General features: G+C 32.9%; 17 protein-coding genes. 8 read left to right on the top strand and 9 right to left on the bottom strand.

Annotated elements, in window-relative coordinates; genetic code table 11:
- Positions 1-3: 3 nt before the first annotated feature.
- The 3 genes from BLT46_RS10770 to BLT46_RS10760 form a co-directional block, all read right to left on the bottom strand.
- On the bottom strand, positions 4-927 hold the full coding sequence (locus tag BLT46_RS10770) for a YihY/virulence factor BrkB family protein (RefSeq protein ID WP_090410095.1): 924 nt from the start codon (positions 925-927) through the stop codon (positions 4-6).
- Positions 928-1,000: 73 nt separating this feature from the next.
- Positions 1,001-1,861 (bottom strand): carboxylating nicotinate-nucleotide diphosphorylase, encoded by an 861-nt coding sequence (nadC, locus tag BLT46_RS10765; protein ID WP_090410093.1) that lies wholly within the window; start codon positions 1,859-1,861, stop codon positions 1,001-1,003.
- An 88-nt stretch (positions 1,862-1,949) separates the two neighbouring features.
- Complete coding sequence (locus tag BLT46_RS10760; RefSeq protein ID WP_090410091.1) at positions 1,950-2,525, bottom strand: DJ-1/PfpI family protein; 576 nt, start codon at positions 2,523-2,525, stop codon at positions 1,950-1,952.
- Positions 2,526-2,666: 141 nt separating this feature from the next.
- On the opposite strand from BLT46_RS10760, the gene BLT46_RS10755 reads away from it, so the two are divergent.
- The 4 genes from BLT46_RS10755 (at position 2,667) to BLT46_RS10740 (ending at position 6,017) form a co-directional block, all read left to right on the top strand.
- Positions 2,667-3,170 carry a hypothetical protein gene (locus BLT46_RS10755; protein ID WP_090410087.1) on the top strand — a complete coding sequence of 168 codons (504 nt, stop codon included), beginning with the start codon at positions 2,667-2,669 and terminating at the stop codon, positions 3,168-3,170.
- Between the two features lie 113 nt (positions 3,171-3,283).
- Positions 3,284-3,796, top strand: a complete 513-nt coding sequence (gene azu, locus BLT46_RS10750) for an azurin (RefSeq protein WP_090410085.1) — start codon at positions 3,284-3,286, stop codon at positions 3,794-3,796.
- 357 nt (positions 3,797-4,153) lie between these two features.
- Entirely contained in the window at positions 4,154-4,852 is a 699-nt protein-coding gene (locus BLT46_RS10745) for a YceI family protein (RefSeq protein ID WP_090410083.1), read from the top strand.
- Between the two features lie 181 nt (positions 4,853-5,033).
- Complete coding sequence (locus BLT46_RS10740) at positions 5,034-6,017, top strand: YpdA family putative bacillithiol disulfide reductase (protein WP_090410081.1); 984 nt, start codon at positions 5,034-5,036, stop codon at positions 6,015-6,017.
- Here BLT46_RS10740 and BLT46_RS10735 read toward each other — a convergent pair.
- Positions 6,014-6,424 carry a Fur family transcriptional regulator gene (locus BLT46_RS10735; RefSeq protein WP_090410079.1) on the bottom strand — a complete coding sequence of 137 codons (411 nt, stop codon included), beginning with the start codon at positions 6,422-6,424 and terminating at the stop codon, positions 6,014-6,016. The genes BLT46_RS10740 and BLT46_RS10735 overlap by 4 nt on opposite strands.
- A 199-nt stretch (positions 6,425-6,623) precedes the next feature.
- Here BLT46_RS10735 and BLT46_RS10730 point away from each other — a divergent pair, with 199 nt between their 5' ends.
- The 3 genes from BLT46_RS10730 to BLT46_RS10720 all read left to right on the top strand — a co-directional run bounded on the left by BLT46_RS10730 (position 6,624) and on the right by BLT46_RS10720 (position 9,863).
- A complete protein-coding gene (locus BLT46_RS10730; protein WP_090410078.1) occupies positions 6,624-7,829 on the top strand; it encodes an aromatic amino acid transport family protein in 1,206 nt (401 codons plus the stop codon).
- A 51-nt stretch (positions 7,830-7,880) separates the two neighbouring features.
- Positions 7,881-9,080: an aromatic amino acid transport family protein gene (locus BLT46_RS10725; protein ID WP_090410076.1), complete on the top strand. Its 1,200-nt coding sequence runs from the start codon at positions 7,881-7,883 to the stop codon at positions 9,078-9,080.
- Between the two features lie 126 nt (positions 9,081-9,206).
- On the top strand, positions 9,207-9,863 hold the full coding sequence (locus tag BLT46_RS10720; RefSeq protein WP_090410073.1) for an NAD(P)-dependent oxidoreductase: 657 nt from the start codon (positions 9,207-9,209) through the stop codon (positions 9,861-9,863).
- A 41-nt stretch (positions 9,864-9,904) separates the two neighbouring features.
- Here BLT46_RS10720 and BLT46_RS10715 read toward each other — a convergent pair whose 3' ends face one another.
- The 3 genes from BLT46_RS10715 to BLT46_RS10705 form a co-directional block, all read right to left on the bottom strand.
- Positions 9,905-10,627, bottom strand: coding sequence for a tRNA threonylcarbamoyladenosine dehydratase (locus BLT46_RS10715; protein WP_090410071.1), 723 nt, complete (start codon positions 10,625-10,627; stop codon positions 9,905-9,907).
- Between the two features lie 35 nt (positions 10,628-10,662).
- The gene (locus BLT46_RS10710) at positions 10,663-11,298 is read right to left on the bottom strand and encodes a TatD family hydrolase (protein ID WP_090410067.1); all 636 of its coding nucleotides are present in this window, start codon (positions 11,296-11,298) and stop codon (positions 10,663-10,665) included.
- A gap of 78 nt (positions 11,299-11,376) precedes the next feature.
- A complete protein-coding gene (locus BLT46_RS10705) occupies positions 11,377-14,010 on the bottom strand; it encodes a valine--tRNA ligase (RefSeq protein ID WP_090410143.1) in 2,634 nt (877 codons plus the stop codon).
- A 234-nt stretch (positions 14,011-14,244) separates the two neighbouring features.
- Between BLT46_RS10705 and BLT46_RS10700 the strand changes: the two genes are divergently transcribed.
- The gene (locus BLT46_RS10700; protein WP_090410065.1) at positions 14,245-14,634 is read left to right on the top strand and encodes a DUF1573 domain-containing protein; all 390 of its coding nucleotides are present in this window, start codon (positions 14,245-14,247) and stop codon (positions 14,632-14,634) included.
- 167 nt (positions 14,635-14,801) lie between these two features.
- Here the strand turns inward: BLT46_RS10700 and BLT46_RS10695 are convergent, their stop codons facing one another.
- Together BLT46_RS10695 and BLT46_RS10690 are read right to left on the bottom strand one after the other, a co-directional pair.
- On the bottom strand, positions 14,802-15,539 hold the full coding sequence (locus BLT46_RS10695) for a tyrosine-protein phosphatase (RefSeq protein ID WP_090410063.1): 738 nt from the start codon (positions 15,537-15,539) through the stop codon (positions 14,802-14,804).
- A gap of 24 nt (positions 15,540-15,563) precedes the next feature.
- Positions 15,564-16,688, bottom strand: coding sequence for a lipoprotein N-acyltransferase Lnb domain-containing protein (locus tag BLT46_RS10690; protein WP_245722980.1), 1,125 nt, complete (start codon positions 16,686-16,688; stop codon positions 15,564-15,566).
- Between the last annotated feature and the right edge of the window lie 305 nt (positions 16,689-16,993).

Below are 16,993 nucleotides of genomic sequence, written 5' to 3'. Positions count from 1 at the left end.
AGTTTAATGGTTATGTTTCAAATATACCTTTTTTTTTGACTTAAGTTTACTTATCGCTAAATTTAATTCAAAACCTAATAATAGGATCATACAGTTAATCCACAAATAAAACATAACCACCAATAAAGTACCTATTGACCCATATAATTCGTTATAACGGGCAAAACGTAAAACATATACACTAAACAAATAAGAAGTAAGTATATAGAGAACTGTTGTAAATACAGAACCTATCGAAATAAACGAAACCCGTTTTGTTTCTTTAGCACCAAATTTATACAGAATTGAAGTAGTCATTAAAACAACGAGTAATAAAAAAATACTTCTTGACCATTGTATCAATGTTGAATTTACGTCAAACTTATACATCGCTACTTCTAATACAACGTAAAAAGCTACTGAGAAAATAAGTAAAACTGCTAAGAAGACTGACAATACTAATGCAACTAAATACTGCCTAATAATATTGCGCGATATTGTAATATGGTAAGACGATTCAAACCCTCCAATTATTGCAAAGACTCCATTAGTCATTAAAAAGATAGACAGCAAGAATCCGGAAGATAATAATGAGCGATAACTATTATTCATAATGTCGTGAATAATAGACTCAATGGCTTCAAATGTATTAGGAGGAACTGAATTTTCAATAAACTGCATAAAGTCTAATTGAAAATTATCTAAGGGTATATAAGGTATAAGGTTTAATATAAATAAAGCAAAAGGAAATAAAGCCATAAAGAAACTGAAAGCAATTGAACCTGCCCGATACGAAAAGGCTCCCTTGACAATTCCTACTAAATACAATTCAATAAGATCGTATAAAGAGTAACCTTCTAAAAAAGAAAAGCGTATCTTTTTTAAAAAGCCAACCACTTTATTTAATACAGGTATTTTTTCTATTTTACTTTCAATCTCTCTCGACATCTTTTCGCTTTGCTATAAAAATACAGAATTATACTTTATCAAGAGCAATCTAACTCTCCTTTTTAACCTTGTTTTACAACACCGCTTTTAAACTTAAATCCATATTATATACTGAATGCGTTAGAGCTCCTGAAGAAACATAGTTTACTCCACATAAAGCATATTCTCTAACGGTAGTTTCGTCTATATTACCTGAAGACTCCGTCTGACACTGGTTGCCAATTAATTGTACCGCCTCTCTTGTCATATCATAATCAAAATTATCTAATAAGATACGGTGTACATTGTCACAAGCTAAGATTTGTTTTACCTCATCAATACTTCTTGCTTCAACTATAATTTTAAGGTCTTTCTTATTGTCTTTTAGATATTGATTAGTCTTCTCAATTGCTTGTTTTATTCCCCCTGCAAAGTCTATATGATTATCTTTCAACATAATCATATCGTATAACGCAAAACGGTGGTTCTCTCCTCCTGCAATTTTTACAGCCCATTTTTCAATTGCTCTAATTCCTGGTGTTGTTTTACGAGTATCTAATATCTTCGTTCCTGTACCTTCAAGTAAGTCAACAAAAACACGCGTTTTAGTTGCAATGGCACTCATACGTTGCATTGCATTTAAAACCAAGCGCTCTGCTTTTAAGATCGATTGTGATGATCCCGAAACATATAAGACAATATCTCCCACTTTTACAGAAGTACCGTCTTTCACACATTCTTCTACAATTAATAAAGGGTCAACGTAATTGAATACCATTTTAGCAAAATCAACTCCAGCAATTATACCGTCTTCTTTAACTAACAACTTTGCTTTTCCTGTTGCAGAAGCAGGAATACACGCTAATGAACTGTGATCTCCATCACCTACATCTTCTCTAATTGCATTGCGAATAATAATATCTAACTCTGCTTTAAATTGTTCTACTGAAATCATATCAAAAAAATTTGCGATGCTAAAATAAGAAATGTTTAATGAACTCTCCCTTATCTAACATCGCAAAAAATGAATAATGTTTTTTTACTTATCCGATATGTACGCCAATCATCTTGTAAAATTCTCTAAGAATAGCCGGATGTCCAGGCCAAGCTGGAGAGGTAACTAAGTTTCCGTCTACTACCGCTTTATCAGCATCTATTTCTTTGTAAACACCTCCTGCAACTGTAATATCTGGTCCAACTGCTGGGTAAGCTGTTAAGGTTCTCCCTTTTAAAACATTTGCTGGTGTCAATACTTGAATACCGTGACAAATAGCTGCTACTGGTAAGTTCTTTTCAAAAAAGTATTGCACAAACTCAATTACGCTATGGTTTAATCTGATGTATTCTGACGATCTTCCACCGCAGATATATAATCCTGCATACTCTTCAATCTTCACTTCATCAAAAGACTTGTTAATTACAAAATTATGACCTCTTGATTCAGCATACGTCTGAAAACCTACAAAGTCGTGAATAGCTGTTGCTATAACTTCGTTTTTCTTTTTCCCTGGACATACTACATCTACATTTACTCCTACTGAAAGTAGTGCTTGATAAGGTACCATTACTTCATAATCCTCTACGAAGTCTCCTGCTAACATTAAAACTGTTTTTGCCATAATTATAATTTTTAATATTATTTCTTCTAAGATAAGTCATTATTTAAAACTCCAATGTTATTAAATTGTAAAAAAAAGTAGAAGTTTACCTCATCCATTTTTACTAACTTTATTACTTTAAACACAAAACAAACATTTACTATGAAAACTAAATTCTTAGCTTTTGCCATTTGCTTATTTACGCTTGTTAGCTGTAATCAAAAAGTAACTCCTCCACAAACGGAAACAGTGGACAATTTATATTCAATCGAAGTTCCAGGTACATTAGCTGTTATGGAAGATTTATATCCGGAAGCAGATTTACAATATGGAAATACGTTTAAACAAGTATTTGTGGTTACTGCTCACGAGGCTAAAGATAAAACTGCTTCTTTTGAAGAGTTTACTCAAAAAGCATTGGCTAACTACAATAAAAGACCAAACTACGAAGTAATCAAAGAGGAAGAGGTGCGTATAAATGGTATTGCAGGTAAAATGTACGAGTTAAAAATGGCTCAAGGAACGGATCTGATGTTTATGTTGCAAGTTGTTTTAAATGGTAAAAAAGCAAATTATCAGTTCATTGGTTGGACACAAGCTAATAATCAAGCGGTAGAAACAACGAATTTCATCAATACATTGTCTACTTTTAAAGAGATTGAATAATTCTTTAAATTAAACTGTAATTAATTGACCATGCCCACTAATTGTCGTACCTTTATTGTACTCTTTTAAACAAGAGTAATTATCATTTACACAAATTATTTAATAAAGTTATCATGAAAAGATTAAACACTATTTTGGCATTAGCAATTACAAGTACAATGTTATTTTCTTGTGGAGAAAAAAAAGCTGATAACACTACAACTGCTCCTGAAACTACTACTGAGGCACCAGCTGAAGCAGAAGAAGTTCAAGGTGTACAAATTACAATTACAGCTGATGATGCTATGAAATTCAGCCAAAATGAAATCCGTGTTCCTGTTGGAGAAAAAGTTACCTTAACTTTAAAACACATTGGAAAAATGGACAAAGCTATTATGGGACACAACTGGGTACTATTAAAACCAGGTACTGAATTAGCAGCATTTGCTGAAGAAGCTGCTAAAGCTACTGAAACAGATTATATCCCTGCTGAAGGAAAAGAAAACATTGTTGCTCACACTAAAACATTAGGTGGTGGACAATCTGATACAATTGAATTCACAATTACTGAAGCTGGTACTTATGATTTCTTATGTTCATTCCCTGCTCACTTCGCTTTGATGCAAGGAAAATTAATTGCTGAATAGTCAATCTCTATACAAAGCATATATGAAACAGGTTACTTCGGTAACCTGTTTTTTTTTGTTTTATTACGTCAAAAAGTACTATTTCATATAACAATCTCTATTCTCTACTACTTGTCATTAGTCTAAATAAGCTTTTTACACATCGCTAATTTATGGTCAAGAACACTAAGCATATCACATTTAAATAAGCCAAAAAACATCAAAATCTCACTTATCTACTTTTTTCATAATCAATCTCATTTAACCATCTTTATTAATATAAATGGAAACACTTCATTTTAAGAAGCTTATTTTTCTGATACATTGTTTCTTATCTGTAAGAATTGTACATTTGAACTAATTAAAATAAGCATTAAAATGAAAAAAATCGTATTATCATTAGCTGTTATAGCTACAATGACTCTTGCGTCTTGTGGTAACAAAAACGCAGATAAAGTAACAACTACTACTGAACAAGAAGTTGCAACTGAAAAAGGAGAAAAATTCAACGTAAACCTTACTGATAGTTATGTAACTTGGAAAGTTGGACACAAAGGTGGATTAGACCCAAGATTTGGTAAAATCTCTCTTCAATCTGGAGATATTGCTGTTGATGCTTCTGGTTTAAACGCTGGTAACTACGTAATGGATATGAATACAATTGCTGTAGATAGAGAATCTGTAAGCAAAGATGAAGATGTTGCTAAATTAGAAGGACACTTAAAAAATGCTGACTTCTTTGACGTAGAAAAATACCCTACTGTTGCATTTGCAATCACTAAAGTAGAAGATTTTGATGCTTCTAAAAATGAAAGCAAAATTGAAGGAGCTAACAAATTAGTAAGCGGAAACTTAACTATTTTAGACAACACTGTAAACATTACTTTCCCTGCTAAAGTAACTATCGCTGATGGTAAAACTACTGTTGAAGCTAACTTCGTAGCACAACGTACTGATTGGGGTATCAAATTCGGTACTACTGATAAAACTGGTGCTGCTATTAGTCCTGCTGAATGGGGAATTAGCCAAGATATGGAAATTGGAATTCACTTAGTAGCTGATAAAGTGACTGAATAATTTTTCAATTATACAATTTTTAGATAGAGCCACTCACATCGAGTGGCTTTTTCTTTTGCTATTCTCTCATAGAATACTGACCTTGTTTTAAAAGAAATAAGTAACTTTGTAGTTATTACATAAAAGGATTAAACAATTTTATAGTTTTTTCAATAAAACTAAAAGCAATAGAAATAAGATTATGAAACATTTTGATATAGTGATAGTAGGTGGAGGTCCAATAGGGATAGCTTGCGGACTAGAAGCAAAAAAACAAGGGTTATCACACCTGATTGTTGAAAAAGGCTGTTTAGTTAATTCACTATATAATTATCCTGCTAATATGCAGTTCTTCTCTTCTTCTGAATTATTAGAATTAGATAACATTCCTTTTATTAGTATTGAAAAGAAGCCTCGTCGTAATGAAGCTTTAGAATACTACAGAAGAGTTGCTTCTTCTAATGAATTAAACCTTCACTTATTTGAACAAGTGTTAAGTGCTGACAAAAATAGCGAAGGTCAATTTGAGGTAAAAACATCAAAAGATACTTACTTAGCTTCAAACGTTATTGTAGCTACAGGTTTCTACGACTTACCTAACAAATTGAATATTCCAGGTGAAGACTTACCTAAGCTTACACATTACTATAAGGACCCTCACTTCTACGCGAATATGAATGTCGTTGTTGTTGGGGCAAGTAACTCGTCTGTTGATGCTGCATTAGAATGCTATAGAAAAGGCGCTAAGGTTACAATGGTAATTAGAGATAAAGAGATAAGTTCTCACGTAAAATACTGGGTTAAACCAGATATTGAAAATAGAATTGCAGAAGGAAGTATCAAAGCTTTATTTGAAAGCAACTTAACTTCTATTCAACCTAACTCGGTAACAGTTCAAACTCCTGAAGGAGAAGTTGAACTTGACAACGACTTCGTTTTAGCATTAACGGGGTACCGTCCGAATTTTGACTTTTTAAATCAATTGGGAGTAGAAATTGCAGATACGCAAGATAAAACTCCTATATACAATACAGAAACTATGGAAACGAATGTACCTAATTTATATTTGGCAGGTGTAGTATGTGGTGGACTAAACACGCACACTTGGTTTATAGAAAATTCTCGAATTCACGCTGTTTCTATTCTTACACACATCATCTCGAAATATCGATATCGTCGATATTAGGACTTGCATTCCTTACAAATCCCTTTGGCTACAACTTCTATATCATCTAACTGAAAATCTTGTGGTATCTCAATTTTAGGTATAGAAACTTGTGTTAGACAAATTGTCTTTTTGCATTTATTACAAACAAAATGTAAATGAGTATCGTGGTGTTTATCTTCATCACATCCCTGAGAACATAATGCATATTGAGTAACGTTATTTGTAGTAATACTGTGGAGTAATCCTTTGCTTTCAAACGTTTTTACTGTACGATAAATAGTTACTCGATCAGATTGGTCGAAACTTGCTTCGATATCTGCCAATGACACTGCTCCGTCTTGTTGTTTTAAATATTTTAAAACTAATAACCGCATTGCAGTAGGCTTTATCTTTTTTTCCACCAATATGTTTTCTAATGTATTCATACCTCACATTTTTATATAAGCAAATATAAACAATGTTTATCCGAGAATAAACCTCATCATCTTTAGGTGTAAAAACACCTATTCTTAGCCAATTCCCCCAACATTAATTAAAGAAAATAAACAACTATTAGTATTATTATAAAAAATAAAAACATATATTTATTTTTTCACAATACTATAAACTAAAACATAACAAAAAGTGAATAGTAAAATTATTGGAAGTATCCTAATCATTGCTGGTACGGCAATTGGAGGTGGAATGTTAGCAATGCCAATTATCTCGTCGGGAGTTGGCTTTCCTGGTATAACGTTAATTATGGTTTTAATATGGTTGGCTATGTGCTATACCGCAATTTTATTAGTTGAAACTTACCGATATAATAATCCTGATGACGGATTGAGCACAATGACTTACAAATATTTAGGTAAGGCAGGTTCTATTGTTACAGGTATAAGTATGCTTACGTTAATGTTTGCTTTGGTTAGTGCGTATATAGCTGGCGGTAGCGATATTTTACGACTTAACCTTAGCAAATGGTTAGATATTGAGCTAACTCCACAAGTAACAGCTTTAATCTTCACTGTCCTTTTTGGGGGTATTGTTGCCTTAGGTGCTCGTGTGGTTGATTTTGCTACGAAATGGTTATTCTTAATCAAATTAGGGTTTCTATTGATCATTGTACTAATTATGTTTGGGTATATCCAAATTGAAAACTTATTGCAATTACCAATGGAAAGAGCCTTAGTATTCTCTTCTATTCCTGTTATATTCACTTCTTTTGGTTTTCACATCGTAGTGCCAAGTTTAGTGAAATACTTAGATGGAAATCTAAAGGACTTAAAGAAAGCTTTTGTTTATGGTAGTTTATTGCCTTTGATTGTTTACATCATCTGGCAGTCGTCAATCTTAGGAAGTATAAATCCACAAGTATTCTTTGACATCATACAAGAAAACAAAGGTTTAGAAGGAATGATTAAAGCTGTTAGTACAGTTTCTCAATCAAACTGGCTACAAATACCAATTAACGTATTTACTGCAGCAGCTATATTAACCTCTTTTTTAGGTGTTGCCCTTGCCTTATTTGACTATATTAAAGATTTAGCAAAGAAAAAATCATTTTCTAAGCGCCCTTTTATAATTTATCTAATTACTTTTATTCCCCCTCTACTTTTTGCATTATACTACCCAAAAGGATTTGTTGTTGCTTTAAGTTATGCTGCAATATCAGTAGTAATTACATCGCTTTTTATACCAATTTTAATGTATATCAAAGTAAAACAAGAAAGAAAAGAGAAAATCTCTTTCTTTCAAAAGATAGCTTTCACATTAATAATGGCATTTGGAGTAGCTATTTTAATTATTCAAACATTAATGACAATGGGAAAACTCCCAATATTAGACTAATGAAAATAAAACACACAGTTCAACTCAATTTAATTTAAAAAAGAAAAAATAATGCAAAGAATTATCGGAAGTATCCTTATTGTAGCAGGGACTACAATTGGAGCAGGAATGTTAGCAATGCCAATTATATCAGCAAATGTAGGTTTTAGCTTTATGGCTTTAATCTTATTCTGTATCTGGTTTGCTATGTTTTATACTTCTATACTTCTTGTTGACGTATATAAATATAATTCGCCTAATGACGGATTAAATACTCTTACTATAAAGTATCTTGGTAAACCAGGTGCTATTGTTACAGCAATTAGTATGCTAACCTTAATGTATGCTCTAGTGAGTGCATATATCACTGGAGGGGGAGAAATACTTAGAACAAACTTAGAACTGTGGTTAGAAAGAGAAATATCTCCTCAAATTACAGCTGTATTGTTTGCTGTTATGTTTGGTGGTATTATCGCGTTTGGAACAAGAATAGTTGATATAAGTACAAAGATTGTATTTAGTATTAAACTACTTTTTTTATGTGTTGTAATCGGTTTATTACTGCCTAAAATTGAGGCAGCTCACTTAGCGTTTACACCTACAACTGCTTTGCCTGTATTAGCAACAATACCTGTTGTATTTACCAGTTTTGGTTTTTATGTTGTTATTCCGAGTTTAGTAAAATACTTAGATGGTAACTTAAAACAATTAAAATGGGTGTTCTTTATCGGAAGTATTATTCCATTGGTGTTGTACTTAATTTGGGAACTTACAATTTTAGGAAATATCGAAAGCAGTGCTTTTAATGTTATTTTACAAGAGAACTCTGGACTTGAGGGATTACTAAAAGCAATTCGAAAAATACAAGACTCAAGTGTGATTAAAGTTGCTTTCAACATATTTGCAGCTGCAGCTATTCTAACCTCTTTCTGGGGAGTAGCACTTTCTTTAAGTGATTACATCAAAGATTTAGGAAAAAATAGACCAATGGTAAACCATAGTGTATCGGCAACTTTATTGACTTTTATACCGCCTTTAATGTTTGCACTTTTCTACCCTGACGGATTTATTATTGCTTTAGGATATGCTTCGGTTTCTTTAGTAATCTTAGCCTTAGTGATGCCAATGTTAATGCTTAAAAAAGCACAGCAACAAGCAGGCGAACAACAACCAGTTTTACAAAAGATTGCTTTTGTCTTCTTATGGGGGTTATCTGCTTTGATTATTGTGCTTCAAGGATTAATGGTAGCTAAAATATTACCCGCGTATTAGTAAAATATATACACTGTGATGAACCGACTTAATCTACATTAAGAAATTTGTAGTTTAAGTCGGTTTTTTATTTATAAACCACACGATACCAATACCTTTACTATTATTAATTAAAAACAGTACAGTATGAAAAGTATCATTTTAATAGGAGCAACGGGATATGTGGGACAAGCTTTGTTAGCTGAATTCAAAGAGAGAGGTTTTCAAGTCAATGCAATTGCTCGAAATACGCAAAACATTCCGAGTACTCGATTAATTACGCCAATCGAAATGGATGTAACTAAAGATCATCAATTAGAAAATATCCTAAAAGAGGGAGATATTGTAGTTAGTGCTTTCAACGCTGGATGGACAAATCCAAACTTATATGCCGATTTTACAAAAGGTGTGAATGCTATTCACCAAGCTGTAAAAAATTCAAATGCAGAGCGATTAATCGTAATTGGAGGGGCTGGTACTTTATATGTAAAACCAAATTTACAATTAGTAGATACTCCTGAATTCCCTGCAGCTATCAAACCAGGCGCTACAGCAGTACGTGATTATTTCCAAAATACCTTATCCAAAGAAACAGCATTCAAATGGACGTACTTTAGCCCTGCTATTGAAATGAACCCAGGAAATCCCGGAGAGAGAACTGGTCATTATAGATTAGGGGTAAACAGTCCTGTATTTGATTGTGAAAGCAGAAGTAGAATCTCCGTTGAAGATGTAGCGGTAGCTATTGCAGACGAAATAACAACGCCTCAATTTATAAACAGACAATTTACGATTGGATACTAAAACAGAAAAGGAGCTCAATGAGCTCCTTTTATTTTCTATAACTATACCTCTTTTGAAATAATATAACGCACTACGTGCTCTGCTGAATGCAATCCAAATAAGGCAGGCATCCAACTATTTGTACCAAAAAACGACTTTTTAAAGTTCTTTCCGTCTGTCATTTTTAAGCTACTCTCATCTGGTTTCTCTGTTGAAAAAACTGCTTTTACGCCTGATGAAATGCCTTCTTTTTTCAAACGCTTGCGGATTTGTTTTGCTAACGGACAAACATCTGTTTTAGCTATATCTTTAATCACAATTTTATTCGCTTGCATTTTACCACCTGCTCCCATATTGCTGATTACTTTTACTTTCTTACGCTTAGCTGCTAAAATCAAATTTACTTTTGGCGTTACACTGTCAATACAATCCAACACATAGTCAAAATCTTCTGTTACGATTTCGTGTGCTCTTTCTGGAGAGATAAACTCTTCTATACGTGTTAAGTTCAATGCAGGATTAATATCCATCAATCTATCTCCTACTACTTGTACTTTTGGCATTCCTACTGTAGAGTGCAATGCTGGCAACTGTCTATTTATATTAGTAATATCAACAGTATCTCCATCTACAATTGTCATTGTTCCTACTCCTGCTCTTGCTAAAAACTCAGCAGCAAATGAACCAACTCCTCCTAATCCTACAACTAACACTTTTGCATTTTGTAGTTTTTGTAATCCTTCTTCCTTAAACAGTAATTCTGCTCTTTCTTGCCAAACCGCCATCTATTATTAACGTTTTAATCAGCTTAACGCTGTAATTATATACTAAATATCTCTCTAAAATTTGCTTCTATTTGTGCTTCAATACCTGGCGCTACTTCCATTGCTTTATGATAAACAGCTTCTATACTTACGTCTTTTACATCATCGGTTTCTAAAAACACCTTGTCTTTAGGCATTGCTTGAAATACCTCAACTAATGCAGGTTTGCTTAATAAGGCTTTGCCAAATGATAGATAAAAACCATTCTTGATTAAGCTATCTGCTACTTGTTTGTTCTTATTAAACCCGTGAACAATCATTGGTACAGAAATATGCAACTCTTTTTTTAAAGCAATAACTTCTTGATAGGCTGAAACAAGGTGCAAAATTACTGCTTTTTTGTACTTTTCTGCAAGTAGTAATTGCGCAGAAAACACTTTTATTTGCAATTCTAACGGAATTGCTATCTTTTTATCTAAACCACACTCTCCTATTGCTAAGCAGTTTGCTTGTAATAATTGTTCTTCTAAAACAGTTAATTCCTTCTGCCAACTCATTTCTTCTATGTACCACGGATGTATTCCTACAGAGTAATGAGGAACTGCAGTATTTACTTGCATAGGGTATTGATTTACTATTTCAATTCCTTCAAATAAATTAGTGGTATGATGTGTATGTAAGTTGATTTTCATTAATGCGAATATAAAAAAATGCCTCTAAAAAGAAATACTCTTTAGAGGCATAAGTTTTAAAACAACAAGTTGTTTCTATTATTTCAATCCAGCTAAGCTGTGTTCAATAGTGGCAATCTTAGCTAAAGCATCTGCTTCTTTCTTTTTCTCGTTATCAACAACTTGAGCAGGAGCACCACTAACGAATTTCTCATTAGATAATTTTCCTTGTACTGATTTCAAGAAACCTTTTAAGTATTTCAACTCTTCTTCCAATTTAGCTACTTCTTCTTCTAAATTCACACTTCCTGTAACTGGAATAAAGTACTCATTAGAATTAACACGGTAAGACAATGCACCACTTACTTGCTCTGTTACATATTCAATAACCTCAACGTTTCCTAATTTAGAAATGATAGTATCAAAATAAGTTGAAGCCTTTTCGTTGTTTATTACTTTTAAGTCGATAGTCTCTTTAAAAGAAATATTCTTGTCTTTACGAATTGTTCTAATACCAGCGATAACCTCAGTAGCAAACTCAAACTCTTTAATCAAGTTTTCGTCAAACTCTTTAATTGCAGGCCAAGCAGATACTACTAATGCATCTTCTGCTGTACGCTCGCTGATGTGTTGCCAAATTTCTTCTGATAAGAAAGGCATAAATGGATGTAACAACTTCAAGTTAGCTTCTAACAATTCAATTGTTTTATTGAATGTTTTAGCATCAATTGGTTGTTGGTATCCTGGTTTAATCATTTCTAAGAACCAAGAACAGAAATCATCCCATACCAATTTATAGATAGCCATTAAAGCATCTGAAATTCTGTATTTTTCAAAGTGGTCTTCAATCTCCACTAATGTTTTTTGCAATTTAGCTTCGTACCACGCTAAAGAAACTTTAGCTGATTCTGGTTGCTCTAATGTTTCAGAAACTTCCCATCCTTTTACTAAACGGAATGCGTTCCATACTTTGTTTGTAAATGCTTTACCTTGGTTACAAAGTTCTTCGTCAAACAAGATATCATTTCCTGCAGCAGCAGATAACAATAATCCTACACGAACACCATCAGCACCAAACTTCTCAATTAATCCTAATGCATCTGGAGAGTTTCCTAATGATTTAGACATCTTACGACGTTGAGCATCTCTTACAATACCTGTGAAGTACACATTAGTAAATGGTTTTTTACCAGTATATTCATATCCAGCCATAATCATACGAGCAACCCAGAAGAAGATAATATCCGGTCCTGTTACTAAATCATTTGTAGGATAATAGTAATTGAACTCATCATTCTCTGGTTTAGAAACTCCATTGAATACTGCCATTGGCCATAACCAAGAAGAGAACCAAGTATCTAAAGCATCGTCATCTTGTTTTAAATCAGCAACAGTTAATGCAGCATTACCTGATTTAGTTTTTGCTAATTCAACTGCTTGTTCAATTGTTTCAGCCACAACGAAATCTTCTTTTCCAGCTCCGTAATAGAAAGCAGGAATTTGGTGTCCCCACCACAACTGACGAGAGATATTCCAATCGCGGATGTTCTCTAACCAGCTTCTGTATGTATTGTTATAACGACTTGGGTATAACTTTACGTCTTCTGTTTCCATAACAGCAGCTAAAGCAGGTTTAGCTAATTCTTCCATTTTCAAGAACCATTGGTCTGAAAGTCTTGGTTCGATAACTGCTTTTGTACGCTCAGATGTACCAACGTTATTGATATAATTTTCTACTTTGTCTAACGCACCAATAGAAGCTAATTCGTCTTCAATCTCTTTACGTACAACAAAACGGTCTTTCCCTTTATAATGTAAACCTAAATCGTTTAAAGTAGCATCTTCATTAAAGATATCAATGATCTCTAAATTGTGTCTTTCTCCTAAATCTTTATCGTTTACATCGTGTGCAGGAGTTACTTTTAAACATCCTGTTCCGAATTCCATATCAACGTATTCGTCAAAAATAATTGGAATAACACGGTTACAAATTGGAACGATAGCTTTCTTTCCTTTTAAATGAGTATAACGCTCATCATTTGGGTTAATACAGATAGCCGAATCCCCTAAGATTGTTTCAGGACGAGTAGTTGCAATAACTAAATAATCCTCAGAACCTTCAATTTGGTATTTTAAGTGGTACAATTTACCTTGGCGTTCTTCATAGATAACCTCTTCATCAGAAAGCGTAGTTTTAGCTTCTGGATCCCAGTTAACCATTCTGTACCCTCTATAAATCAACCCTTTGTTATATAAATCAACAAAAGACTTAATCACTTGTTCTGACATCTCAGGATCCATTGTAAACTTCGTACGGTCCCAATCACAAGAACAACCTAATTTTTTTAGTTGCTCTAAAATTACTCCACCATACTCTTCAGTCCAATCCCAAGCGTGTACTAAAAACTCTTCGCGTGTTAAATCGTTCTTATTGATTCCCTGCTCTTTCAATTTAGCGACGACTTTAGCTTCAGTAGCGATAGAAGCGTGATCCGTTCCTGGTACCCAACAAGCGTTAAGCCCTTTTAAACGTGCACGACGAATTAATACATCTTGAATTGTATTGTTTAACATATGCCCCATATGTAATACTCCAGTCACGTTTGGTGGCGGAATTACAATTGTGTAAGGCTCTCTATGATCAGGTGTTGAATGAAAATACTTATTTTCCATCCAGTACTGATACCACTTTTGCTCTACTTGCTTAGCGTCGAATTGTGCAGGTATTGTCATTATACTATTAATTTTACTTGTTTTTAACTTTTTTTTAATGCTAAAGCAATATAAATCATATATTGCATTGCATTTAAATAAAAGATACATATTTTTTTTTACGTATCTTTGTAGTATGCAAAAATAGTGGATTACAAATCAATTACAAAAAATTACTTTCTTAGATTGAAAGTATAATTAACTTGTTTGTTTTCCGAAAATTTATAAATTTACATAACACGAAAATAATAGACAATGAAAAAAATGTTAGCATTATTAGTTTTGGTATTGACAAGTGCAATTACATTCGCACAAAACGGACCAAAAATCGAGTTTAAAGCAGAGAATAACACAATTGACTACGGAACTGTTGTAAAAGGTAAAGACAGCGGTGTTAGAACTTTTGAGTTCACTAACATTGGAGACGAGCCTCTTATCATTACGGCTGTACGCTCTACTTGTGGATGTACTGTGCCTTCTAAACCAGAAGAACCAGTATTACCAGGACAAAAAGGAAAAATTGATATTAAATACAATATGGCTCCTGGAAAAATTAGTAGAACAATCACTGTTGAATCTAATGCAACGAACTACATTAATGGTGTAGTAGCTTTAAGAATTAAAGGTGAGGTTGTAACAAACTAAGCACAGAGTAAACAAGTATAAAAAGAGGACTTATCGCAATGATAAGTCCTCTTTCTTTTTTAACCGCTTTGAACAGATAGTACTTCTACTATAAAGTTTAAGTACAACAAAAAAGGGACTACCTCATCTATTGAAGTAGTCCCTTTATAGTTTATGTCGTATTCTTTTTATTGTTTAAAGAAAATATTATTTGCAATTGCCTTTTCTAAATTCTTAACTTCCTTAACCTGAACTTTAGATTCAAATCCACGTATATGCTTTGTATGGTGAATATCAGAACCAACAAAATCGATCATATCGTTGTTCAACAAATAATTGGCAGCCTCTAACACGTGTCCTCCATAATATCCTGTTGTCGATAATAAGTTCATCTGAAACTGACAACCAGACTTTTTCAACTTCTTATACATCTCTAAGTTTCCGTGATAAAAGTTGTAACGCTCAGGGTGAGCCAAAACAATATTATATCCGTTTGACTTTAAATGAAATAAAATATCCATTAACTGAATAGGTGGATTTACATAAGACATTTCAACAAGAACATAATTATCTTTTAATGTAAGCAGTTTTTCTGTTTCAATTCGCTTCAAAAAACTCTCATCCATCATATATTCAGATGCCACTCTTAGCTTTAGAGACTCTGCCTCACTTGCTAAAACTGTTTTAACCTCATCATACTTAGCTAATATTCCTTCTTTGGTGTTATCCCAAACTAATGGTGTTGTATGCGGTGTAGTAATTGCCTGATCAAATCCTAAAGATTTCATCGCACTAATTATAGTTTTTGTGTCCTCCTGTGTCTGTGCCCCATCGTCAATACCAAACATCAAATGCGAGTGAATATCAACAAAGTTATTTGGAATAAGGTCTTTTAAAACAGGTTTTGATTTAAAAAATGAAAACATAGCTCTTTTCTTTTATTTACAATTTTATTTAGCCATTACCCAACTTCTACTGCTTCTCATATCGATAGCTAAACTAACAACGGTTAAGAAGAAAAGTGGTAAGGTAACTATTAGTTTCTCACTTGATAAGTTTAAAACTACATACAAAAATAAGGAAACAAATAGTAACATTTGTACAATCTTCAAAATGATATACTTTCTTCTAACAAATGGAAGCACCAAAAATAATGGACTACATAGTAAAATGGTATTATTACTTAAAAGCTCTGAATGCAAAGAGTAAAAGCCTACTGCGAAGAAGAAAATACCTAATATCCCCATTAGAATGAAATAAGCATTCCTAACCATTTGAAACGTATTCAAATATGTTAGCAGTAAAACAATTGCACTAAATAGCCAAATTGTATTCCACCACACACCATTATTCTTTGCGTTATTGTTGTCCTCTAAAACTGTAAAAGTTTCCTTTACCAATGGTTTGCCATCAATTGTAGTTTCTGCAATCCCCTTCATCAACTTATCTGGTAAAAACAATAAACTTGACTTTTGGTCTACCTTTGAGCCAAAAATAAGGTTGATACCTAATAACTCAAAATATCTACTCTTTAAGTAAGTATTCAAAATAGTTCGATATTCTTCGCGATTTCCCTCAATATCTGTATTCAACGGCTTAGAAAGATTATGGTTTAAAATATCTCCTACTTTAGTTGTACAGTTTTGGTCAATAAACTTATATACGTAATATTTATTCTCCTCTTTCAAAGAATTGTTTAACTCTTCCCAGATAGCTTGTTTTTGTTCTTGTGATAAATTAAGCACTTGTTCATAAACAGCGCGATTATCATAGTAATACCCTACTAAAAAATTCTTGTACGTAGAATAATCAGCAAAGTAAAGTAAATCCCCTTTTACAAACTTTCCGTAGAAGTTGGGTGTTGAAAAATCAAACATTCCGTAGTTATACACCCTGTCAATTCCTTCCATCGGGTCATTTACTCTAATAGCAGTATGCCCAAACAAAGAATACAGTTCATCACCTACTCCACAAGTTAGCACCGTTATCTCTGCTCTATCAGAAAGTACTCGCTCATTTGCAAAAACAACTTGTCCTATCCAAAAAAACAAAAACAAGTACAGTATATTTTTCATTATTAATCTAATTTATTGTGTAAAAATAGTGTTTATCTATCGTTTTTAATCGACTTTACGAATCTACAAATAAGAAAAAACAAACAAATCCTTTTTTACAAAAAAACAACACTATCAAAAGAACGAATACTTTCTATTTAAGTATTCGTTCATACAGCATACCTCCTCTTTAATTATATCGCTTAAATAAATTCATAAGTATATGCTAACTGTTTTGACCCCTATAAACCTAGAGTATTTTTAATTTTTTAAAGTGTAATGTTTTAGGCTGCTTTTTTTCTGTTTAAAATCAAGTGTTTGTCCTT

It is taken from the genome of Myroides phaeus, assembly GCF_900099675.1.
In the GTDB taxonomy this organism is placed as follows: Bacteria; Bacteroidota; Bacteroidia; order Flavobacteriales; family Flavobacteriaceae; genus Flavobacterium; species Flavobacterium phaeum.
This window is presented reverse-complemented; position numbering and strand designations above follow the sequence as displayed.